The following is a 21,922-nucleotide window of genomic DNA, read 5'->3' as shown; positions in this document are numbered from 1 at the left end:
CCTCAGCCCAGGTCCCGCGATAGCAGGTCGGCTGTCGTCTCCCGGCGCACCAGCAGCCGCGCGACGCCGTCGCGCACTGCGACGACGGGCGGGCGGCCCACCATGTTGTAGGTCGAGGCCATGCTGTGTTGGTAGGCGCCGGTGCAGGCCACTGCCAGCAGATCACCGGCATGGATGTCCGCGGGCAGTTCCACGTCGCGCACGATCTCGTCACCGGACTCGCAGTGGCGGCCCACCACCGTGGCCACCTTCGTCGGTCCCATCGGGTGACGATTAGCCAGGGCCACGGTGTATTTCGCTCCATACAGGGCGACCCGCGGGTTGTCGCTCATGCCGCCGTCCACCGCGACGAACGTGCGCCCGCCCGGCTGGGACTTCACCCCGTGCACCCGGTACAGCGTCACTCCGGCCCGGGCGCTGAGGGCCCGGCCGGGCTCGACGACCAGACGTGGCCGCGGAAACCGTTCGGCCGCACACGCCGCGGTCAGCTCGTCGTCGACGACGGCGGCGAACGCGCCGATGTCGAGGGCCGCGTCCCCGCGGACGTACGGAACCCCGTGGCCGCCACCGATGTTGAGCTCGGTCAGCACCAGGCCGTGCTCGTTGCGGATGTCGGCCATGGCGCCGATCAACCGGTGCACGGCCTCGCCGTAGGGGGCGGGGTCGGTGATCTGCGAGCCGATATGGCAGTGCAGGCCAACCAGATCGAGGTTGGGGGTGGCCAGAATGCGGGCCGCGGCGCGGGCAGCCCGGCGGTCGGCCAGCGCGAAGCCGAACTTCTGATCGGTCACGCCGGTGGTGACCGCCCGATGCCCGTGGATGTCGATGTCGGGGGTGACCCGGATCAGTACCGGCTGGGGCCGGCGCACCAACCCGGCCAGGTAGGTGATCTCCATCGGGGAGTCGATCACGATCCGGCCGACCCCGACGTCGAGGGCGTCGCGCAGATCGTCACACGACTTCGCGTTGCCGTGCACCACGATTCGCGCCGGGTCGACCCCGCCGGCCAGGGCTGTCGCGAGTTCGGCCGCAGAGCAGATATCCACGCCCAGGCCCTCCTCGGCGGCCCAGCGGGCGACGGCCGTGGTCAATAGCGACTTGCCGGCGTAGACCACCTCGGTTTGCCCGAGGGCGGTCCGGTAGCGCCGGGCACGGGTCCGGAAATCGCTTTCGTCCAGCACATAGGCCGGGGTACGGAACTCGTCTGCGATGTCGGCCAGCGCCACCCGGCCCACGGTGATCCGACCCAACTCGTCGACACCCGTCGTCAGTGGCCAGATGGTCGGGTCGAGCCGCGGTCGGGTGGTGTCGCGAAGTGAAGGCAGGATGTCCAGCAGGGTCATGACTCCACCGTGGGCCGCGGCGGTGGAGCTGTCAGCAAGCTTGACGTTTCCTTGACGTCCCCGAACCCGATCCTGACGTGTTCAGGCCCTGCCGAACGACTTCGTCTCCGTCGCCGTGGCGATGAACCCGTTGCCTTTGACGGGATCGGCCATCCGGCAGGCGAGCAGGATGTCGTCGGTGTGCACACAGGTGGCGTTGCCCGCGTCGAAGCGTTGGCCGGCCGGGAGCATCGGGGCTTCGTCCTCGGTGAGGCCGTCGACCGGGCTGAGTGGTTCTTCGGTATGGGTGAAACTCATCGGTATCGCGCCGTTGGTGGTGCCGTAGCTGAACAGGTGCGCCAGGTTGGCATCGTTGGGCGCTCCGACGAAGGGGCCACGGCAGTCCAGTGCGTACATCGCGCGGTGCTGGGTGGTCATGCAGACGAAGCCGTCGGGGGTGCGAAATCCCTGGACCGGAAATCCCTGGCCTTCGCGCAGGACGTACTGCGTCGGATCGACGGCGGGGTAGGCGGCGAAGTCGGGGACTCCGTCCGGTCCGAGGTGCGTGGGTACTGCCTCGTGTGTGGAATCCGACGTGTGCCGGCCGGTCAGCCAGATGATCGCGAGCGCCACCGTCAGCACGACCGCGAGCGCCGCCGCCCACCGCTTCATCGGTCCATGATCTCCCGGGACAGAGCGAGGCGGAGCCGAATCTCCGGCCCCGTAGAATGGCGCCATCATGACCGCACCGGGGCACAACCATGTCCAGACCCCGATCGCGGGTCTCGTCGAGCTGGCATTAACCGATCCGTCTCTGCAGGACGTCCTTCGCCGCGCCGCCGACCGGCCTGCCGATCTCGCACTCGTCGGGCCGGCCAGTGCCCGCGTGCTGGTGGCCGCCGGGCTGGCCCAGCAGGGCCCGTTGCTGGTGGTGGCTGCCACCGGTCGCGAGGCCGACGATCTGACCGCCGAGTTGCGGGGCGTGGTCGGCGATGCCGTCGCACTGTTCCCGTCGTGGGAGACGCTGCCGCATGAGCGGTTGTCCCCGGGAGTCGAGACCGTCGCTGCCCGGTTGTTGCTGTTGCGCCGGCTGGCCCATCCCGAGGACGAGACGCTGGGCCCGCCGCTACGGGTGGTGGTCACCACCACGCGTTCGCTGCTGCAGCCGATGGCCCCGGATGTGGTGGATACCGAACCGGTCACGCTCACCGTCGGAGCGGAGGCCGAGTTCGAGGCCGTCGTCGCGCGTCTGGTCGACCTGGCCTACACCCGCGTCGACATGGTCGGCAAACGCGGCGAGTTCGCCGTGCGCGGTGGCATCCTCGACATCTTCGCGCCCACCGCCGAGCATCCGGTCCGCGTCGAGTTCTGGGGTGACGAGATCTCCGAGATGCGGATGTTCTCGATCGCCGACCAGCGTTCGATCCCCGAGATCCCGGTGCACAACATCGTTGCCGTGCCGTGCCGCGAACTGCTGATGACCCCCGACGTGCGCGAGCGCGCCGCCGTGCTCGCCGCCGAACACCCCACCCACGAGAACAGCGTGCCGGGCAGCGTGCCCGACATGCTGGCCAAGCTCGCCGAAGGCATTCCGGTCGACGGGATGGAGGCGCTGCTGCCGTTGCTGCATCCGGTGCAGCCGACGACGCTGACGCACCACCTGCCCGAGGGCGCTCCGGTCTTGTTGTGCGACCCCGAGAAGGTGCGGACCCGGGCCGCGGACCTGATCAAGACGGGCCAGGAATTCCTGGAGGCGTCGTGGTCGACGGCTGCCGTCGGCGGGGATGCCCCCATCGACCTCGAGGCGCTGGGGGCATCCGGGTTCGTCCCGTTCGAGCAGGCCCGCGAGGATTCCGTGGCCGGCGGTCATCCGTGGTGGACGCTGAGCCAGCTGCCCGACGGTAAGGCCACCGAACTCGACTTGCGGCCGTCTCCGTCGGCCCGCAGTCAGCAGAGTCTCGAAGAGATCTTCGCGATGCTGCGCGCCCACGTGGCCACCGGTGGGTACGCCGCGGTGGTCACCCCGGGCACCGGTACGGCACACCGCGTGGTGGAGCAGCTCGGCGATTCCGACACGCCCGCAGGCATGTTGGAGCCGGGGGCGGCACCCAAGGCCGGTGTGGTCGGGGTGCTCAAGGGACCGTTGCACGACGGCCTGGTCCTGCCCGGAGCCAACCTCGTCATCATCACCGAGACCGATCTGACCGGTAACCGGGTGACGGCCTCAGGAGGCAAAAAGCTTGCGGCCAAACGACGTAACGTCGTGGATCCGCTGGCGCTGACCGCCGGGGATCTGGTGGTGCACGATCAGCACGGCATCGGCAAGTTCGTCGAGATGACCGAGCGGGTGGTCGGCGGAGCGCGTCGTGAGTACCTGGTGCTGGAGTACGCGTCAGCCAAACGCGGCGGCGGATCGGACCGGCTGTACGTGCCGATGGATTCGCTGGATCAGCTCTCGCGCTACGTCGGCGGCGAGGCGCCGTCGTTGTCGAAGCTCGGCGGAAGCGATTGGGCCAATACGAAAACCAAGGCCCGCAAGGCCGTTCGGGAGATCGCCAGTGAGCTCGTCGCGCTGTACGCCAAGCGGCAGTCCGCACCCGGGTATGCGTTCGGTCCCGACACTCCATGGCAGAACGAGATGGAGGATGCGTTCGGCTTCACCGAGACCATGGACCAGATGACCGCGATCACCGAGGTCAAATCCGATATGGAGAAACCGGTTCCGATGGACCGGGTGATCTGTGGCGACGTGGGTTACGGCAAGACCGAGATCGCGGTGCGGGCGGCATTCAAGGCCGTCCAGGACGGTAAGCAGGTCGCGGTGCTGGTGCCCACGACACTGTTGGCCGATCAGCATCTGCAGACCTTCACCAACCGGATGGCGGGTTTTCCGGTGACGGTCAAGGGATTGTCGCGGTTCACCGATCCGGCGGAGTCGCGGGCCACCATGGAGGGGATGAAGGACGGCGCGGTCGACGTCGTGATCGGCACGCACCGGCTGCTGCAGACCGGCGTGACCTGGAAAGACTTGGGCCTCATCATTGTTGACGAGGAACAGCGCTTCGGTGTCGAGCACAAAGAGCACATCAAGTCGATGCGTACGCACGTCGACGTGCTCACGATGAGCGCCACCCCGATCCCACGCACCCTCGAGATGAGCCTGGCCGGCATCCGGGAGATGTCGACGATCCTGACTCCGCCCGAAGAGCGGTACCCGGTGCTGACCTATGTCGGCCCGCACGACGACAAGCAGGTGGCCGCGGCGTTGCGTCGTGAGCTGCTGCGGGACGGGCAGGCCTTCTACATCCACAACCGGGTGCGCACCATCGACCAGGCCGCGGCGCGGATTCGTCAGATGGTGCCCGAAGCCAGGGTCGTCGTCGCGCACGGCCAGATGAACGAGGAGACCCTGGAGAAGACCGTCGAGGGCTTCTGGAACCGCGAGTACGACATCCTGGTCTGCACGACGATCGTCGAGACCGGTCTGGACATCTCGAACGCCAACACGCTGATCGTCGAGCGGGCCGACACCTTCGGGTTGTCACAGCTTCATCAGCTGCGAGGCCGGGTGGGGCGAAGCCGCGAGCGCGGGTACGCCTACATGCTCTATCCACCCAATTCGCCGCTGACCGAGACGGCCTATGACCGGTTGGCCACGATCGCGCAGAACAACGAGCTGGGTGCGGGCATGGCGGTGGCCATGAAAGACCTGGAGATCCGCGGCGCGGGCAACGTGCTCGGCGCCGAGCAGTCCGGCCACGTGGCCGGGGTGGGTTTCGATCTGTACGTGCGACTGGTGGGCGAGGCTGTCGAGGCCTACCGAGCAGCTGCCGACGGGAAAACCGTTGCCACAGCTGAGGAGCCAAAGGAAGTGCGGGTCGATCTGCCGGTCGACGCGCACCTGCCACCCGAGTACATCGGCAGTGACCGGCTGCGACTGGAGGGCTACCGGCGGCTCGCCGCGGCGACGGACGAGGACGCGGTCAAGGCCGTTGTCGACGAACTCGTCGACCGGTACGGCCCGTTGCCCGAGCCCGCGAAGCGCCTGGTGGCGGTGGCCCGGTTGCGGCTGCTGTGCCGCGAGTACGGCATCACCGAGATCGGCGCCGTGTCGGCGTCGACGATCAAGCTGTCGCCGCTGGTCCTTCCCGATTCCGCGCAGTTGCGGCTCAAGCGGATGTACCCGGGTGCGCACTACCGGGCCACCACCTCGGTGGTTCAGGTGCCGATCCCGCGTGAGACCGACGGCATCGGCTCCCCGCGGATCCGTGACCTCGACATTGTCCGGATGGTGGCCGGTCTGGTGTTGGTGCTCCACGGACAGACCGAAGGCAGCATCGACATCACCGCGGATCTGTAATTTTTTCTCGCGTCTAATTGCCTGGTCGCGACGCCTTTCTGGCGTGTGCGCCGCGCCGTATCCGCGAAGTGCTGTTAACGCACCGAAACCGGGATCCGACATATATGCGGGGGGTCAAGGTATTGCGTAGTCGTCTGCAGAAAGAGGCGGCGAGATCGTCGGCCATAGGGCGGTCATGCAATTTCCCAAACCGAACATCACGCGATTGACGTCTATTGGCGACAGGTCGCGGTGAGGCAAGGCGAAGGAGTGACCATGAACTTCAAGAAGTTCGCAGTAACCACAACGATGGCCGGTGCACTGGGATTGGGCGCGTTGGGCCTGGGTACAGGCTTGGCGCAGGCTGTTCCGAACGTGCCCACGCCGCCTCCGGTTCCCGGTCCGGCGGTACCCAATGTGGGCACGCCGAACGTGAACGTGCCGGGTGTCAACGTTCCTGATGTGAATGTTCCGAGCGTGAATGCTCCGGATGTGAATGTTCCGAGCGTGAACGTTCCTGATGTGAATGTTCCGAGCGTGAATGTCCCTGATGTGAACGTTCCGAGTGTCAACGTTCCTGATGTGAATGTTCCGAGCGTGAATGTTCCCGATGTGAATGTTCCGACCGTCAGATTTCCCGAGGTAGATAACTTCTTCAGGCAGCCTGACGGAAACATCGCACCGGGTCAGTTGACGAATTCGCCGACTATCAACGGCGTTGAGAATCCGTTCTTCGGCATCGCGCCCGGTCAGCTCAAGACGCTGCCCACGGTGAACGGAGTTGCCAACCCGTTCTACAACGAGACCCCGGGCCACTGGGTGATCCCGGAGGGCCAGTTCCCGCCGGAGTCGTAAACCACGGCCTGTGACATGATGGCCGCCTTGCCTTCGGGCAGGGCGGCCATCCCGTGTGGCTGCCACCCGGTACCGGCGAATCGCCGCGTTGGCCGTGCTCACGACGTACGTCGAAGTCGGGCACAGTGTTGGTATAACCGAGATCAGCAAATCTCGTCGAAATGGAAGGGGTGGAGCCCGATGACCGTCGTATTGGTCGACCCGCGCCGCCCTTCACTGATCCCGGTCGACGCGATCGATCTGCTGATCGGCGATGTGCAATACACCGAGGAAATGCCCGTCAAGGTGCCGTGGTCGCTGCCGGCGGCGCGACCGGCATATGACGGCGAAGATGCGCCCGTCCTGCTGTCCTCGGACCCGGAGCATCCGGCGGTCAAGGCCCGTTTGGCGGCCGGGGACCGGTTGATCGCCGCCCCGCGCGCGCAGGCCGGGGAGCGGCTCGTGGACGCCGTGGCGATGATGGACAAGCTGCGTACCGACGGGCCGTGGGAGAGCGAGCAGACCCACGATTCGTTGCGTCGCTATCTCCTGGAGGAGACCTACGAACTCTTCGACGCGGTGCGCGGCGGCAACGCCGACGAACTGCGCGAGGAACTCGGCGATGTGCTGCTGCAGGTGTTGTTCCACGCCCGCATCGCCGAGGATGCGCCCGTTCATCCGTTCAACATCGACGATGTCGCCGATTCGCTTGTGCGCAAGCTCGGCAACCGCGTTCCGGCAGTCCTTGCCGGAGAATCGATTTCCCTGGATGAGCAGCTGGCCCAGTGGGAGCAGCGCAAGGCGCAGGAGCAGAAGGTGAAAGCCCGCGGGTCATCGATGGATGACGTGCCCACGGGTCAGCCGGCCCTTGCACTGGCGCAGAAAGTGCTGGCCCGGGTGGCTCAGGCGGGGCTGCCCGCCGACCTGGTGCCGGTTGCGTTGACTTCGGTGGTGGTCTCGGCGGATGCCGATGCCGAGAATGATTTGCGCAGTGCGGTTTTGGAGTTCATGGACACCGTGCGAGTGGTGGAGTCCGACGTGGCGGCCGGTCGCCGTGGCGAGGACGTTCCCGAGGAACTCGACGTGACACCGCTGGGTTCGATCACCGAGGACGAGTGGCGAACCTACTGGCGGGACGCGGTTGTCGAGCCTGAGCCCGATGCGGACGACGAGCTCGAGGACGACGCCGAGGACGCCGCTCCAGTCGAGGACGTCGCGGACGCCGAGGAAGCTGACGCCGACGCGGACGATTCGGACTCTGAGGGCGACGCGGCCGAAGAGGCCGACGACGCGGCTGAAGAGGGCGATCGCCCCTAGCGACTGACGCCGCCCGCGTTTGTAACGTCAGGGCGATTTCGGGCCGGTTTCTCCGCCACCACGTCACAAACGCGGGTCACCGCGGACCGTTCTGGGCAGTTTCAACGGAGGTTCGGCCACTGCGAAGTATGGCCCGTCCCTCCTGACGGCGTGCCAGCAGCTTGCCACCTCATGGCCCCGTTACCGTGGGGCCATGACGATGCTGCGGGCCGCCGCCACCGTCCTCGCGCTCGTGCTGGGCATGGCGGTTGCACCGCAGGCCAATGCGGACTGCGCGGCCACGGGATGCGATCTGCGCTCGCGCATCGCGGCGGCAGATTCCTACCTGGCGTCGCGGCCGGGCACCGTCGGCTATGTCCTACGTGATCGCTCCACCGGCACGCGGTACGCCAACCCCAATGCGAACCAGATGATCTGGACCGCGTCCACCATCAAGCTGGCCATGGTGGTCGACCTGCTGACCCGGGAACGTGCCGGAGCATTGCGGATGTCGGGTAACGACCGGCAGTTGATGGTGAACATGCTGCGTAACTCCGACAACGACGCGGCCGACGCGCTGTGGACCCGGTACGGCGGGACGGATCACAAGGCGTTCAATGCCGGCTTCCCGCGCTACGGCATGACCGACCTGCGACCGCAACCGGGCTTCGGTGACATGTTCCCGTACTGGGGTTTTCAGAAATCGACCACCAATGATCTCGACCGGTTGATGAACTACACGCTGACCCAACTGAATCCGTCCGATGCGGCTGCGGTGGTGGCCGAGATGCAACGGGTCGGCGGGGAGCAGCAGTGGGGCGTCTGGGGCGCGGGGCCGTCGATGAACCCGGGCAACAAGAACGGCTGGTCGCAGGAACAGGGCGGCTGGGTCATCAACTCGGTGGGCTTCGCCGGACCCAATCAGCGCTATACGTTGGCGATCATGAACGGACTCAACGGGCAGGGCGGCTACGACGACGGCGTCGCAACCACCACTCGGCTCAGCCAGATCCTGCTCGGAGGGTGACTGCGCCGGGCCGTCTCGCTATTCGGCCAGCGCCTGGTCGAACAGCGAGGTCAGGTCTTCATAGCTGTGGGGCTGGATGCGCTCGCCGTTGAGAAAGAACGTCGGTGTTCCCTGCACACCCAGGGCGCGGCCGTCGGCCACATCGAGTTGGACGCGGGCGGCGGTGGCCGGGTCGCTGTAGGCCTTGTCGAATGCGGCCATGTCGAGGCCGAGTTCTACTGCGAAGCCCCGGAATACCTCGTCCGCCGGATCCTGCTTCTCACCCCACTGGCCTTGGGCGTCGTACATCTTCTTGTACATCGCTTCGAGCTTGTCCTGCTGGGCGGCGGCCTCGACGGCGCGTGCCGCTCGTTCGGCGTTGTAGTGAGCGCTGAGTGGGAAGTACCGGATGACGAAGTTCACCCGGTCGCCGTACTCGGCCCGCAGTTGCTCGATGGAGGGATACACCGCGCGACAACCTTCGCACTCGAAGTCGAGGAACTCCACGAATGTCACGTCGCTGTCGGGAACGGAGTTCAGCCGATGACTGTTCTCGCGTACCACCTGGCCGGAATCGACGGAGGCCACCGGTGGCGGGCCGCCACGATCACGAGTCGACTGATACACGAAGACACCGATGGCCAGCACCGCGATTGCCAATGCGGTGAGCAGTATTCGAGTGTTGCGCGTCATCGGGTCAGTGCCTCACTCGAACAGCGTCGAACCCCAGTAGCCCGAGCTGTCACCGTCACGCAGCCCGGGCGGGCAGGCGAAGATGGCCGTCCCGGTGTGGGTGATGTACTCGTTGAGCAGATCCTTGCGGGCCAACTCGCGCTGCATCGGAATGAACTGCTTCTCGGGGCTGCGCACGAACGCGATGAAGAACAGGCCCGCGTCCAGGTGGCCGAAACCGTCCGAGCCGTCGGTGAAGTTGTAACCGCGACGCAGGATCTCGATGCCGCCGAGGTGGTCGGCCGAGGCCAGCCGGACATGAGCGTCCTTGTCGATCTTCGGATCGCCCTTGCCGTCGGTGATCTCGAAATTGAGTCCGTCGAATTCCTGCTGCAACCCGTTGGGGGCGCCGCTGCCCTTCTGCCGACCGATCACCCGCTCCTGCTCCAGAAGCGTGGTGCGATCCCAGTTCTCGATGCGCATCCGGATCCGTCGGGTGATCAGGTAGCTGCCACCGGTGAGCCAGGCCGGCCCATCACCCTCGGCCACCCAGACGTTCTTGTCGAGCAGATCGGTCTGATCTGACTTGAGGTTGTTCGTTCCGTCCTTGAACCCGAACAGGTTTCGCGGAGTGGCCTGATCGCGGGTGGTCGAGGAGGTACGGCCGAACCCCAGCTGCGAGTACCGCACCGCGACCGTGCCGAACCCGACGCGGGCCAGGTTGCGGATCGCGTGCACCGCGACCTGCGGATCGTTGGCGCATGCCTGCACGCAGATGTCGCCGCCACTGCGGGCCGGGTCCATGGTCTCGTTGGGGAACTTCGGCAGATCCTTGAGCTCGGCGGGCTGCTTGTCGGCGATGCCGAAGCGGTCCTTGCCGTCCTTGCGGAAGAACGATGGCCCGAACCCGATCGTCAGGGTCAGCTGTGAGGCCGGAAGGCCCAGCGCCTCACCGGTGTCCGACGGCGGCGCATACGGATTGCCGTCCACGGCACCGCCGTCCTCGGTCTCCTCGCCGCGCGTCATCCGCTCGGCCATCTTCGTCCACTGCTTGAGCAGTGCGACGACGTCCTCGCGGTTGTCGGTGGTGACATCGAAGGAGCAGAAGTGCATCCGGTCCTGCGCCTCGGTGATGATGCCTGCCTGCTGGTCACCTCGAAACGGGACCGGACCCTGCAGGACACCGTGCGGGACGTCGGCCGCCGAAGCGCGGCCGGCCAGCGCACCCGCGCCGGCCGCACCGACTACCGCGGCGGTGACCCCGGCGGCACCGAACAGCTTGCGCCGGGAGAATCCGGTGGACTGCTCGGCATCCGGGGTGGATTCCGGAGAATCACTGCTTGGCGATGACACCCTGTACCTGGCTCACTTCTTTGCTCAGCGCGTCGATGGCGCGCGACAGTTCCTGGCGTTGCGGCTCGGTCACCTTGTCGTAGGAGACGAAGCCGTCGCCGTCACGATACTTCTCCAGCAACTTCTCGACGTCGGCGAACCGGGCGTCCACCCGCTTGCCCAGCTCGGCGTCGCGCTCGTCGAGGATCGGTCGCACCGAGGCCACCGCGGTCTGCGAGCCTTCGACGTTGGCCCGGAAGTCCCACAGGTCGGTGTGGCTGAAGATGTCCTCTTCGCCGCTGATCTTGCTCATCGCGATCTCGTCGAGCAGACCCTGTGCGCCACCGGCGATCTGGGTGGAGTCGATGGTCCAGTCCGGTGCCTTGACGCCGGCCTGGAGTTCCTTGACATCGGCGATCAGCTGGTCGCCGAGTGCGTTGGCGTCCGGCTGGAGGCCGGTGACCCACAGTTGCTTCTCCAGCGCGTGGAAACCGGTCCACTTCTGCCCGGGCTCGAGGTCGGCTTCGCGCAGGTCGACTCGGGGGTCGAGGTCGTTGGGGAAGGACTCGGCGACCGGCTCGATGCGCTCCCAGTAGACGCGGGTGGTCGGGTAGAGCGACTTGGCCTTGGCGACGTCCTTGGCCTTGACCGCGGCGACGAATTCCTCGGTGGCCGGCACCAGGGCGTCGACCTGGCTGTTCACGTAGCGCTTGTAGCTGTCGGCGGCGTCCTTGAACTTGCCCTCGGTGTCGACCTGCACGGCCTCACCGGTCACCACGAAATTGCCGCGGATGCCCTCACCGACCATGCCGGGGCGGCACGAGGTCTGGTACGTGCCGGGCTGGGTGAGCTGAACGATGAGCTGGCGCTTGAGCCCGGGGGAGATGTTCTCCACCTCGCCCATGACCCGCTCGCCCTCGCCGTAGACGTAGAACTCGGTGACCTTGTCGCCACTGTTGGTGACGACGAACGTGCTCGGTCCCGTCGTCGCGGTGGTCCCGGACAGCTTGCACTCGCTGTCGGAGGCGTCGACGGTGATCTGCGCGGACTTGGCCCCGTCACCGCTCGCGCTGCCGCCGTCGGCTTCCTTGGCCTGGCACGCGCTCATCGAAATGCCGGCCAGCACCGCGGCGGTGGCCGCGAATCCGGTCTTGGCGACAGGGGTCATCTTCACTTGGTCGACCTTTCGGGTGCGGTGGAGGTCTCCGGCTCGACGGTCGACTCGGAGGAAGACTCGGAAGTGGTTGCGGCGCCGGATGCGGCGGTTTTGGCGCGCACCGGCTTCAGGAACAGCGCCAGCACCACCACGATGTAGACCACCCACGCACCGAACTGCAGCACGGTCGGCGTGGGGTCGATGTTGAAGACACCCTGGATGATCTCGCCGTACCAGGCCGACCAGTCGAACGCACCGCTCATGTCGAAGGCCTTGGCGCTGAGCCCGGGGATCCAGCCGACGGTCTGCAGCGCCTTGATGCCGTAGGCCAGGATTCCGGCGGCCACCACGATCAGGAAGATGCCGGTGTAGGAGAAGAACTTGGCGAGGTTGATCCGGACGGCGCCGGCGTACATGCCGTAGGCGATCGCCGCGGCGATCAGCACGCCGATGATCAGGCCGGTCAGCGGCCAGAGCGTCTCGGCCTCGGCGTAGCCGACCATGAACAGCGCGGTCTCGACACCTTCACGCCCCACGGCCAGGAAGGCCAGCAGCGCCACGGCGAGGCCGCCGGTCTCCAGCGCCTGCGACATCTCGCCGCGCAGCTCGCCCGACAGCGAGGCCGACGCCTTCTTCATCCACAGCACCATGGTGGTGACGATGACGACGGCGATCAGTGAGGCGATGCCGGCGATGGCTTCGGCGCCCAGTCCGCTGATGGTGTTCTCACCGAACTGGATGACGAGGAAGACGGTGACGGTCATGGCGATCGCGGCGCCGACTCCCAGCCACACCCATTTGAGCGCGTCGCGGCGTTCGGATTTGACCAGAAATGCGACCAGGATCGAGACGACGATGGCGGCTTCGAGGCCTTCCCGCAAACCGATCAGGCCACTGCCGAATACCTGCGAAGTGACGTTGGAGGCGGCCAGCGTGCTGGTCGGAACGTCCGAGATGACAGTCATCAAAGCGTCCTCGTTCGACCGGGGTGAAAGCACCGTGAAAAATGTAGCCTTGCCTTGCCATAGCAAGGCGTGGCTCACCTTATCAGGGGGGTCTGTGGGACCGGCTGACTTCACCTGCCGTTCTTCCGGCACGCCCCCGTCGCTCGACGCGTCCACGGTCGCGCATGCGACGATGGCCAATCAGACCGAGCGGGGTTGAGGGAGTCCGGTGTCGCCAGTGCGTTGGCTGCGGGCTGTCGCCGTTATTGCTGCGACAGCGCTGCTGTTGGCATCCAGCTGTTCGTGGCATCTGGGGACCCCAATTCCCGAAGGTGTGCCGCCGCCGGCCGGGGACGCGGTGCCTGCGATCGACACCTATGCCAAAGGTCGACCGGCTGATCAGCTCCACGAATGGGCGGCGGATCGGGCGCCCGCGATGGGCATGCCCGTCAACGCACTGGAGGCTTACGCCTACGCCGCGCGCGTCGCCCAGGTGGAGAACCCCAACTGCAAGGTGGCCTGGACCACCCTGGCGGGCATCGGCATGGTCGAGAGCCACCACGGCACGTACCGCGGCGCGATGATCGCCCGCAACGGCGACGTCACCCCACCGATCCGCGGCGTCCAGCTGGACGGGACCGCCGGCAACCTGCGCATTCCCGACACCGACAAGGGCAAGCTCGACGGGGATCCGCTGATGGACCGGGCGATGGGGCCGATGCAGTTCATCCCGGAGACCTGGGGTCATTTCGGGGTGGATGGCAATAACGACGGGGTGGTGAGCCCGGACAACTTCGACGACGCCGCGCTCTCGGCCGCCGGCCTGCTGTGCTGGTACGGCAAGGACCTGTCCACGCCGCGGGGCTGGATGAAGGCACTCAAGGCCTACAACAACTCCGACCAGTACGCCCGGATGGTCCGTGACTGGGCGACCGCGTACGCCGGTGGCCACGGTTTGTGACGCACGCGGGCGACCGGTGTGACACGCCCAAACACTCCGTCGCGCCCGCCACGATCTAGTCTCATCCCTACACGCCGGACTCAATAAGGAGAAGCCAGTGCCCATCATCGAGCAGGTTGGAGCCCGCGAGATCCTCGACTCCCGTGGCAACCCGACGGTCGAGGTCGAGGTGGCCCTGACCGACGGCACGTTCGCTCGGGCGGCAGTGCCGTCGGGCGCGTCGACCGGCGAGCACGAAGCGGTGGAGCTGCGCGACGGCGGCTCCCGCTACGGCGGCAAGGGCGTCGAGAAGGCCGTCGAGGCCGTTCTCGACGAGATCGCCCCGGCGATCATCGGCCTGGCCGCTGACGATCAGCGTCTCGTCGACCAGGCTCTGCTGGACCTGGACGGCACTCCGGACAAGTCGCGTCTCGGCGCCAACGCGATCCTCGGCGTCTCGCTGGCGGTGGCCAAGGCCGCGGCCGACAGTGCCGCGCTGCCGCTGTTCCGCTACCTCGGTGGCCCGAACGCCCACATCCTTCCGGTGCCGATGATGAACATCCTCAACGGCGGCGCGCACGCCGATACCGGGGTGGACGTCCAGGAGTTCATGGTCGCCCCGATCGGCGCTCCCTCCTTCAAGGAGTCGCTGCGCTGGGGTACCGAGGTCTACCACTCGCTCAAGTCCGTGCTCAAGAAGCAGGGCCTGTCCACCGGTCTCGGCGATGAGGGCGGCTTCGCCCCCGACGTCGCGGGCACCAAGGCCGCGCTGGACCTGATCGCCACGGCCATCGAGGCCACCGGCTTCAAGCTCGGCAGCGATGTGGCGCTGGCGCTGGACGTCGCGGCCACCGAGTTCTACACGGAGGGTTCGGGTTACGCCTTCGAGAAGGAAACCCGCACCGCCGAGCAGATGGCGGAGTTCTACGCTGGCCTGCTCGACTCCTACCCGCTGGTCTCGATCGAGGATCCGCTGTCCGAGGACGACTGGGACGGTTGGGTGGCGCTGACGTCGGCCATCGGTGACCGGATCCAGCTGGTCGGCGACGACCTTTTCGTCACCAACCCGGAACGTCTCGAGGACGGCATCGAACGCGGCGCCGCCAACGCGCTGCTGGTGAAGGTCAACCAGATCGGCACGCTCACCGAAACGCTGGATGCCGTTGCGCTGGCGCACAACAGCGGTTACCGCACCATGATGAGCCACCGCTCCGGCGAGACCGAGGACACCACCATCGCCGACCTCGCGGTCGCGGTGGGCAGCGGTCAGATCAAGACCGGTGCCCCGGCCCGCAGCGAGCGGGTGGCCAAGTACAACCAGTTGCTGCGCATCGAGGAGGCGCTGGGCGACGCTGCGCGTTTCGCGGGCGATCTCGCGTTCCCTCGGTTCGAGGCCAAGTAACGCAGGCGTCTGCGCACCCACACGTCGATGCCTGAAGCGAAGCGGCCAGACCCGAAGCGACGGTCCCCAGCCTCCCGACCCGGCAAGCCCGGTAAGGCTGGGGAGTCGAATCGGCCGCGCGCTTCACAGCCCCGGCGCCGGGCGGGCGAGTCCCGTCCGGCCCAGGCGGAACCGGTTGCCGACGAGACGGTCACCAAAGCCATTGCGGTGCAAGCTCAGCAGCAGGCCGAGCTGCAGTCCGAACAGCGGTTCGGGTCGACGGCGCGGCGGGCGGCGATCCTCGCCGCGGTGGTGTGTGTGTTGACGCTGACCATCGCCGGGCCGGTGCGCACCTATTTCGCCCAGCGCACCGAGATGAAACAACTCAAGGCCAGCGAGGAGCAGTTGCGCGCCAAGATCGCCGACTTGGAACAACAGAAGGTCAAACTGGCCGACCCGGTGTACATCGCGGCCCAGGCCAGGGAGCGGCTCGGTTTCGTCATGCCCGGCGACACTCCGTATCAGGTGCAACTGCCGCCCGGGGCCATGGTGTCTGAGCCGGGAGAGCCTGTGCTGCCGGGATCTGCGGTGCCGGTGGGGCAGCCCTGGTACACCTCGCTGTGGCACACGATTGCCGATGAGCCCCATGGGGTTTCCCCGACCATCGGCGGACCACCGCCTGCACCGGGTGGGCCGGGTGGGCCGCCTGCGCCGCCTGTTCCGCCGCCTGCCGAGCCCAGAGGTCCCAATGGTTGATCCCGCCGACATCGAGGCTGTGACACGGCAATTGGGCCGTGAGCCACGTGGCGTTCTTGAGGTCGCCTACCGCTGTCCCAACGGTGAGCCCGGTGTGGTCAAGACCGCGCCGAAACTGCCCGATGGCACGCCGTTCCCGACGTTGTATTACCTGACGCATCCGGCGCTGACTGCGGCCGCGAGCCGGCTGGAGTCCTCCGGGCTGATGCGGGAGATGACCGAACGCCTGCAAGAGGATGAGGCCCTGGCCGCCGCGTATCGCCGGGCACACGAGTCGTATCTGGCCGAGCGGGACGAGATCGAATCGCTGGGCACCACGTTCACCGGCGGCGGTATGCCGGACCGCGTGAAGTGTCTGCATGTGGTGATGGCCCACTCGTTGGCAAAAGGCCCCGGTGTCAACCCCTTTGGTGACGAAGCGCTCGCAGTGCTGGCGGTCGAGCCGGCGATGGCAGGAATCTTGGATCGAGAGGTGTGGGTTTGAGTCGGGTCGGCGCAATCGACTGTGGCACGAACTCGATTCGTCTGCTGATCGCCGATCTGGTGGACGGCAAGCTTCGCGACGCGCACCGCGAGATGCGGGTCGTACGGCTGGGGCAAGGCGTCGACGCCACCGGCCAGTTCGCTCCGGAAGCCCTGGCACGTACCGAATCCGCGCTGGCCGACTATGCGGCGTTGATGGCCGAGCACTCGGTGACCGCAGTGCGCATGGTCGCCACGTCGGCCGCGCGGGACGCCGGCAACCGGGACGAGTTCTTCGCGATGACCGCACGTCTGCTGGGCAAGGTGGTCCCGGGATCGGTGGCCGAGGTGATTACCGGTACCGAAGAGGCCGAGCTGTCGTTCCGCGGTGCAGTCGGTGAACTCGACCCTGCTGCAGGGCCTTTCGTCGTGGTCGATCTGGGTGGCGGCTCGACCGAACTGGTGCTCGGCGAGACCGCCGTGCAGGCAAGCTTCTCCGCCGACATCGGATGTGTCCGGCTCACCGAACGGTGCCTGCACTCCGACCCGCCCACCGCGGACCAGGTGGAGCAGGCACGGGCGGTGGCTCGTGACGGCCTGGCCGAGGCGCTGGCCGTGGTGCCGGTCGACGGTGCGCGCACATGGGTCGGTGTGGCCGGGACGATGACCACGCTCTCGGCGCTGGCGCAGCGGATGACTGAATACGATCCCGAGGCAATTCACCTGTCCCGCATCGGATTCGACGAGCTGCTCGGGGTATGCGAGCAGCTGATCGGGATGACCAAGGCCGAACGCCTCGCACTCGGGCCGATGCACGCCGGCCGCGCCGACGTGATCGGTGGCGGTGCGATCATCGTCGAGGAGTTGGCGGCTGTTCTCGGGAGCCGGGCCGGTATCGGTGAACTGGTGGTCAGCGAGCACGACATTCTCGACGGCATCGCGCTGTCGATCGCCTGACCTTTCGGCGGTTCTCCGCTTCGGCGCGCCTCTGCACGCTTCGAAAGCACTTCTCCGCGCGCCGATTTCTGCACCTGGGTCGTGATCCCACGCTCGGCGCAGCCCTGGTGTAGAAAGCGGCGGCGCGGCGCGGGATGTGACGCACGCGCGGCGGCGGGTGATCGGCAGGGCCCGCGGCAGCGGCTCACCGTTTTCTACCGTGGGGTCGCTGGACCACGCGATCGGCAGCCCTGGTGTAGAAAGCGGCGGGGCGGCGGCGCGGCGCGGCGCGGCACCCGGGCAGCGCAGCACCCCTCACATAAAACAACGGCCGAACGCGGTTGCCCGCGTCCGGCCGTCGCCTTGACTACTTAGATCAGGACGCAGTCCCGTGGTTGCTCGCCGGAGCGACCGCGGGGGCCGGGGCGGGCGTGATGACCGGCTGGGTGCCGGCGGGAACCAGCGCGGGCTCGGTGGCGGGAGCGGCCGGAGCACCCGGTGCCGGAGCAGCCGGAGCAGGAGCGCCCGGAGCGGCGGCGGGCGCACCCTCGGCGGGCACACCTTCGGCCGGCGAGAGCGCGGTGGCGGCGTTACCCGCACCGGTGGCGGCCGGTGCGCCCTCGGCGACCGGGGTGCCGTGAGCGACCGGGGTCGACTCGGTGCCCGGGGCCGGAGCGGCCGGAACCGCTTCGGTGCCCGCCGGGGTTGCGGCCGGAGCGCCCGGAGCAGCCGGGGCTGCAGCCGGTGCACCCGGAGCGCCCGGGGTGGCGGCCGGCGAGAGCGCGGTGGCGGCGTTGCCTGCACCGGTGCCGGCCGGTGCAGCCGGAACGGCGGCGGGCGCGGGAGCCGGGGAGACGGCGGCCGGAGCAGCATTCGGAGCACCGGCAGCCGGAGCTGCGGCGGGTGCCGGGGAGGCGGCGGCCGGAGCAGCGGCAGGAGCCGGACGCTTCGGGGCGCCGGCGGCCGGGGCCGCGGCGGGAGCAGCGGTCTTGTCCCACGCCAGCACGTCATGGCCGCCGGCGTTGTAGACGACGGACGTCGGCTGGTCGCCGGTGACGTCGAAGTAGATCTTGCCGCTGGTCTTCTGGCCCTGCGCGAGGGTGGCCGGGTTGACGCCCTGGGTGCTGGGCACCTGGAACAGCGCGCGGTAGTTCTGGCCGTCGGCGGCGCGGACGTTGAAGTTGGAGACGATCGGCGTCACCGAGCCCTGGAGGGCCTCGTTGGTCGCGGTGACCTCCCACAGGGTGCCGCGCGGCGTGTAGTTGATGGTGTCAGTGCTGGGCTTCAGGTCGCTGACCGTCCAGCTCTGGGTGCCGCCGTCCAGCTTGCCCTGGCCGCCGAGCGCAGCGGTGGTGACAGCACTGTCCTCGGCGTCGGCGAGCGCCATCGGGGCGCTGGCGACGATCGCCGCGGCGGCAATAGCCGCTCCGGCAAAGGCCGTACTGATGTTCGTCTTCTTCAAGGCGTTCACTCCTGACTGGTCCAAAGAAAGGTGGCAGGCCCCCCGGCAGTGGGACACCCACTTCATGCGAAGTTATCAGCTTAAGAGGACGGTTAGGAACAGTAGTTCACAGTTTCTGCCATCGGTGCCTGGCAGAAAGCGTCGTCGACCTGGCCCCGAATGCCGCTGGCCGGGCCCGAATGCGACGAGGACCAGCCAGTTTGCTTCCTCATCGAATCTCGATGAGCGGTAATGCCTGCCCTACCGACAGAGACAGCCGTTGACGCCCCAGTGCAGGCCAGGCTTGCACGGCGCAGAACGGCGCGCACTGGTGTTGGGCAGTGTCGGACCGGGTGCCGACGTGGACACAGCACTGGGTCAGCCGCTCTTCGATCATCGTGGACATGTCCATGAACGGCTTGACGGTCAGGCGCACCACGCGCTCGCCCAGCAGTTTGCGGATCTTGCGGCGTCGGCCGGGCAGTGCCGAGGACGCCAACGTCAGCAGTGTCCCCATACCCAGGTCGCAGCCCTCGCAGATGGCGCGCCAGACGTCACCGATCTGAGGGTGCGACAGCGACGACTGCTCCGAGAGCAGCCCGAGGAGTGACTCTTGAACGGCCATGCGCAGTTCGCGCGGGAGTTCGGCGTCGGCGATCCGATTGGACACCAGGCCCAGCTTGTCCTTGAGGCTCTCGGTGCCGATCAGCGATACCAGCGAGCGCCACTGGTCGTTGTCGTCGCGGACCAAATAGCCGACCGAGCAGCAGTGCGGGTGCGAGCAGGGCAGCGCGGTCAGGTCGCGCCAGGTGACAGCGCCGCCGGTCTGTGGTCCCAGCCGCTTGAGCACCCCGGTGTGGGTCAGCCGGTTCATGGGGTCGATCGCCCCCGAACGTCCGGAGCCGAACTGCGGCTGAATGGTGAGCCCACCGACGTACGGGGTGTCCAGGGCCAGCCGGACCATGTCGCCGATCTCGTCGTCGTTGACGCCCAGAGCAGTCGTCATCACCAGGGTGGTGAAGATCTCCCGCTCGGAGAGCCGCTGTAGGGCTTGGCTTTTGGTTCGCCGGAGGTCGCCGCCGCGGTGGTGACGGTGGGCCTGCTCGGACAATCCGTCGTACTGCAGGTACACCTCGACGCGTTCGCGGTGCGCGGTGAGCAGATCCAGCAACGCGTCGTCGTTGGCGATGCGTACCCCGTTGCTGTTGATGAGGATTCGGGTGATCGGCCGGGCCACCAGCTGGTCGAGCAGCTCGGCCAGGTTCGGGTGCAGGGTGGGTTCGCCGCCGCTGAGCATCAGGACGTCGATGCGGCCGTTCTCCCGGGCCAGCCGCTGGTCGACGTTCGCGAGCACGTCGGCGGTGGGCACCACATGCCGCAGATCGGGCGAACTGTCGGTGAAACAGGTGGGGCAGCGCAGGTTGCAGGTCTCGGCGATGTCCTGCAGCAGGATGCAGGTGTGCTGGGTCTGCATCTCGGGCAGGCCACGCAGGTAGGCCGACGGGATGGGGTCGAAGTTCCCGGCGACGTCGGGGATGTGGGCCTTGGTCGGGGCGGTCCACTCCTCGAGGTAGGACAGGATCTCGGGATCCTCGTCGTACAGGGTGCGTACCAACCCGTGTGTGCGGCAGCCACGTTCGAGCCAGATGTGCCCGTCGCGTTCGACCAGGATGCCGGCCAGACGCACGACGTCGGCCAGTGGGCGCTCGGGTGCCTCGCTGTGGCAGTGCGGGCAGAACGCGGTGACGTAGCGGTGCAGGCGGTCGCCGCGCAAACCCATTCCGGTGCTCACCGGGCGTACAGCTCCGGGTTGACGCCGGTGCAGAAGCCTGCGGTGAACAGCGACATCAGGGCCCAGCCCACCATCAGTCCGATGCCGAGGCCCCGTGCCGTCGGATTCTTCGACAACAACATCAGGAACCCACCGCCGAAGGCGACGGCGGCCAAGAACACTGCGGCCCCGCCGAAGACCAGGTTGGCGCTGCCGCCACGGCTGTCGAATGTGGCGGCGCCCAGGAAGGCGACCAACCCGATCACCAGGTTGAGCGCGGCATAGATGAACGGCCCGAGGATCACCATGAGGACGGAGATGCGCTGTGGGGGTTTCGGCGGTGGGCCGTACGAATAGGGAGTCGGGTACGGATATCCGGGATAGCCCGGAGGCGGAGGTGGCGGGGGACCGGGCTCACCGTGATAGGCCGGTGGGATCCCTTGTGGTTCAAAGCTTTGGGGGCCGAATACAGGCGGTCCGGCCGGCGGTGGAGCAAAGCCATGGGGAGGTGTGTCATCGGGAGGATCGGGCGGTGTCGTCATGCGGGCACCTCCTCGGTACGGGCTGGGTTGCGATAGTACCCGCGGCGGTAGCCGTACCACAGGCGAAATCCCAGGATCAGCAGTGATGGCAGCAGGAACCATTGCGGGCGGGTCAGATCCAGCCACACGGTCTCGTTGGCCCGGACGAACTCGACGAGGAACCGGAACACCGCGTAGGCCGCGACGTACAGCACGAACAGCTCACCGGGCTTGCCGATCCGGGGACGCAGCCACAGCAACACGGCGAATGCGGTGAGCTGGAAGGCGATCTCGTACAGAAACGACGGATGCATCGCCAGGCCGGCCAGACATCCGGGACATTCGGGAGTGTCGGCCGGGGCGTGGATCCCCCATGGCAGCGTGGTGGCCCTTCCGGGGGCTTCGGTGAGGTGGCAGCCGATGCGGCCGATCGCCATGCCGAGCGCGACGGCGGGCGCGAACAGGTCGCCGGTCTTTCCGCGGTAGCCGCCGAGCCGCTTGGCGAGCAGCACGCCGAGGTAGGCCCCGAGCAGCCCGCCGAGGATGCTGCGGGAGCCGAACTGCCAGGCCTGCGCCAGGGTCGGATTGGCGCTGAAGTCCAGGTGATGTATCCACCCGGTCAACCTCATCCCGATCGCGCCACCGATCAGCGCGCCGGCGGCGGCGACCACGGACTGCTCGTTGACCGCGCCGCGCCGACGGGCCTCGGTGACGAACACGAGCAGGGCGGCGAACACCCCGAGGGCGACGAACAGGTTGTGCACCCCGATGGTGACGGGCCCCAGGTGCCACTGCGAAGTCACCTGCCGAACC

Annotated in this window: 19 protein-coding genes; 9 read left to right on the top strand and 10 right to left on the bottom strand. The window is 67.5% G+C overall.

What is annotated here, in order from left to right; all coding sequences use genetic code 11:
• Positions 1-2 precede the first annotated feature (2 nt).
• Entirely contained in the window at positions 3-1,343 is a 1,341-nt protein-coding gene (lysA, locus tag AC4LGL_RS17055; RefSeq protein ID WP_491839802.1) for a diaminopimelate decarboxylase, read from the bottom strand.
• A gap of 81 nt (positions 1,344-1,424) precedes the next feature.
• Positions 1,425-1,994, bottom strand: a complete 570-nt coding sequence (locus tag AC4LGL_RS17050) for a hypothetical protein (protein WP_491839801.1) — start codon at positions 1,992-1,994, stop codon at positions 1,425-1,427.
• Positions 1,995-2,061: 67 nt separating this feature from the next.
• Between AC4LGL_RS17050 and mfd the strand changes: the two genes are divergently transcribed.
• The 4 genes from mfd to AC4LGL_RS17030 all read left to right on the top strand — a co-directional run bounded on the left by mfd (position 2,062) and on the right by AC4LGL_RS17030 (position 8,818).
• A complete protein-coding gene (mfd, locus tag AC4LGL_RS17045) occupies positions 2,062-5,682 on the top strand; it encodes a transcription-repair coupling factor (protein ID WP_491839800.1) in 3,621 nt (1,206 codons plus the stop codon).
• A gap of 255 nt (positions 5,683-5,937) precedes the next feature.
• Entirely contained in the window at positions 5,938-6,516 is a 579-nt protein-coding gene (locus AC4LGL_RS17040; RefSeq protein WP_491839799.1) for a hypothetical protein, read from the top strand.
• A 180-nt stretch (positions 6,517-6,696) separates the two neighbouring features.
• A complete protein-coding gene (locus tag AC4LGL_RS17035; protein WP_491839798.1) occupies positions 6,697-7,812 on the top strand; it encodes a nucleoside triphosphate pyrophosphohydrolase in 1,116 nt (371 codons plus the stop codon).
• 193 nt (positions 7,813-8,005) lie between these two features.
• Positions 8,006-8,818: a serine hydrolase gene (locus tag AC4LGL_RS17030; RefSeq protein WP_491839797.1), complete on the top strand. Its 813-nt coding sequence runs from the start codon at positions 8,006-8,008 to the stop codon at positions 8,816-8,818.
• Between the two features lie 18 nt (positions 8,819-8,836).
• Here the strand turns inward: AC4LGL_RS17030 and AC4LGL_RS17025 are convergent, their stop codons facing one another.
• The 4 genes from AC4LGL_RS17025 to efeU are packed head-to-tail and all read right to left on the bottom strand — an operon-like array spanning position 8,837 to position 12,922.
• On the bottom strand, positions 8,837-9,490 hold the full coding sequence (locus tag AC4LGL_RS17025; protein ID WP_491839796.1) for a DsbA family protein: 654 nt from the start codon (positions 9,488-9,490) through the stop codon (positions 8,837-8,839).
• 12 nt (positions 9,491-9,502) lie between these two features.
• On the bottom strand, positions 9,503-10,822 hold the full coding sequence (gene efeB, locus AC4LGL_RS17020; protein WP_491839795.1) for an iron uptake transporter deferrochelatase/peroxidase subunit: 1,320 nt from the start codon (positions 10,820-10,822) through the stop codon (positions 9,503-9,505).
• On the bottom strand, positions 10,803-11,975 hold the full coding sequence (gene efeO, locus AC4LGL_RS17015) for an iron uptake system protein EfeO (RefSeq protein WP_491839794.1): 1,173 nt from the start codon (positions 11,973-11,975) through the stop codon (positions 10,803-10,805). The genes efeB and efeO overlap by 20 nt, the downstream gene beginning before the upstream one ends.
• Positions 11,972-12,922, bottom strand: a complete 951-nt coding sequence (gene efeU, locus AC4LGL_RS17010) for an iron uptake transporter permease EfeU (protein ID WP_491839793.1) — start codon at positions 12,920-12,922, stop codon at positions 11,972-11,974. Before efeU ends, efeO begins: the two co-directional genes overlap by 4 nt.
• A 208-nt stretch (positions 12,923-13,130) precedes the next feature.
• Here efeU and AC4LGL_RS17005 point away from each other — a divergent pair, with 208 nt between their 5' ends.
• From AC4LGL_RS17005 to AC4LGL_RS16985, 5 genes are all read left to right on the top strand, one after another.
• The gene (locus AC4LGL_RS17005) at positions 13,131-13,862 is read left to right on the top strand and encodes a lytic transglycosylase domain-containing protein (RefSeq protein ID WP_055116935.1); all 732 of its coding nucleotides are present in this window, start codon (positions 13,131-13,133) and stop codon (positions 13,860-13,862) included.
• 97 nt (positions 13,863-13,959) lie between these two features.
• Entirely contained in the window at positions 13,960-15,243 is a 1,284-nt protein-coding gene (gene eno, locus AC4LGL_RS17000) for a phosphopyruvate hydratase (RefSeq protein WP_055116932.1), read from the top strand.
• Positions 15,244-15,270: 27 nt separating this feature from the next.
• Positions 15,271-15,978, top strand: coding sequence for an FtsB family cell division protein (locus tag AC4LGL_RS16995; protein WP_491839792.1), 708 nt, complete (start codon positions 15,271-15,273; stop codon positions 15,976-15,978).
• Positions 15,971-16,462 carry a DUF501 domain-containing protein gene (locus AC4LGL_RS16990; protein ID WP_055116926.1) on the top strand — a complete coding sequence of 164 codons (492 nt, stop codon included), beginning with the start codon at positions 15,971-15,973 and terminating at the stop codon, positions 16,460-16,462. The genes AC4LGL_RS16995 and AC4LGL_RS16990 overlap by 8 nt, the downstream gene beginning before the upstream one ends.
• Positions 16,459-17,397, top strand: a complete 939-nt coding sequence (locus tag AC4LGL_RS16985) for a Ppx/GppA phosphatase family protein (RefSeq protein WP_491839791.1) — start codon at positions 16,459-16,461, stop codon at positions 17,395-17,397. Before AC4LGL_RS16990 ends, AC4LGL_RS16985 begins: the two co-directional genes overlap by 4 nt.
• A gap of 355 nt (positions 17,398-17,752) precedes the next feature.
• Here the strand turns inward: AC4LGL_RS16985 and AC4LGL_RS16980 are convergent, their stop codons facing one another.
• The 4 genes from AC4LGL_RS16980 to AC4LGL_RS16965 all read right to left on the bottom strand — a co-directional run bounded on the left by AC4LGL_RS16980 (position 17,753) and on the right by AC4LGL_RS16965 (position 21,912).
• On the bottom strand, positions 17,753-18,847 hold the full coding sequence (locus AC4LGL_RS16980) for an MPT63 family protein (RefSeq protein WP_491839790.1): 1,095 nt from the start codon (positions 18,845-18,847) through the stop codon (positions 17,753-17,755).
• Between the two features lie 199 nt (positions 18,848-19,046).
• The gene (locus AC4LGL_RS16975; RefSeq protein ID WP_491839929.1) at positions 19,047-20,597 is read right to left on the bottom strand and encodes a radical SAM protein; all 1,551 of its coding nucleotides are present in this window, start codon (positions 20,595-20,597) and stop codon (positions 19,047-19,049) included.
• A gap of 8 nt (positions 20,598-20,605) precedes the next feature.
• Positions 20,606-21,130, bottom strand: coding sequence for a hypothetical protein (locus AC4LGL_RS16970; RefSeq protein ID WP_491839789.1), 525 nt, complete (start codon positions 21,128-21,130; stop codon positions 20,606-20,608).
• Positions 21,127-21,912 (bottom strand): prolipoprotein diacylglyceryl transferase, encoded by a 786-nt coding sequence (locus tag AC4LGL_RS16965; protein WP_491839788.1) that lies wholly within the window; start codon positions 21,910-21,912, stop codon positions 21,127-21,129. Before AC4LGL_RS16965 ends, AC4LGL_RS16970 begins: the two co-directional genes overlap by 4 nt.
• Between the last annotated feature and the right edge of the window lie 10 nt (positions 21,913-21,922).

Source organism: Mycolicibacterium arcueilense, assembly GCF_058536225.1.
Note: the sequence above shows the minus strand (reverse complement) of the source record. Positions and strands in the feature narration are given on the sequence as shown.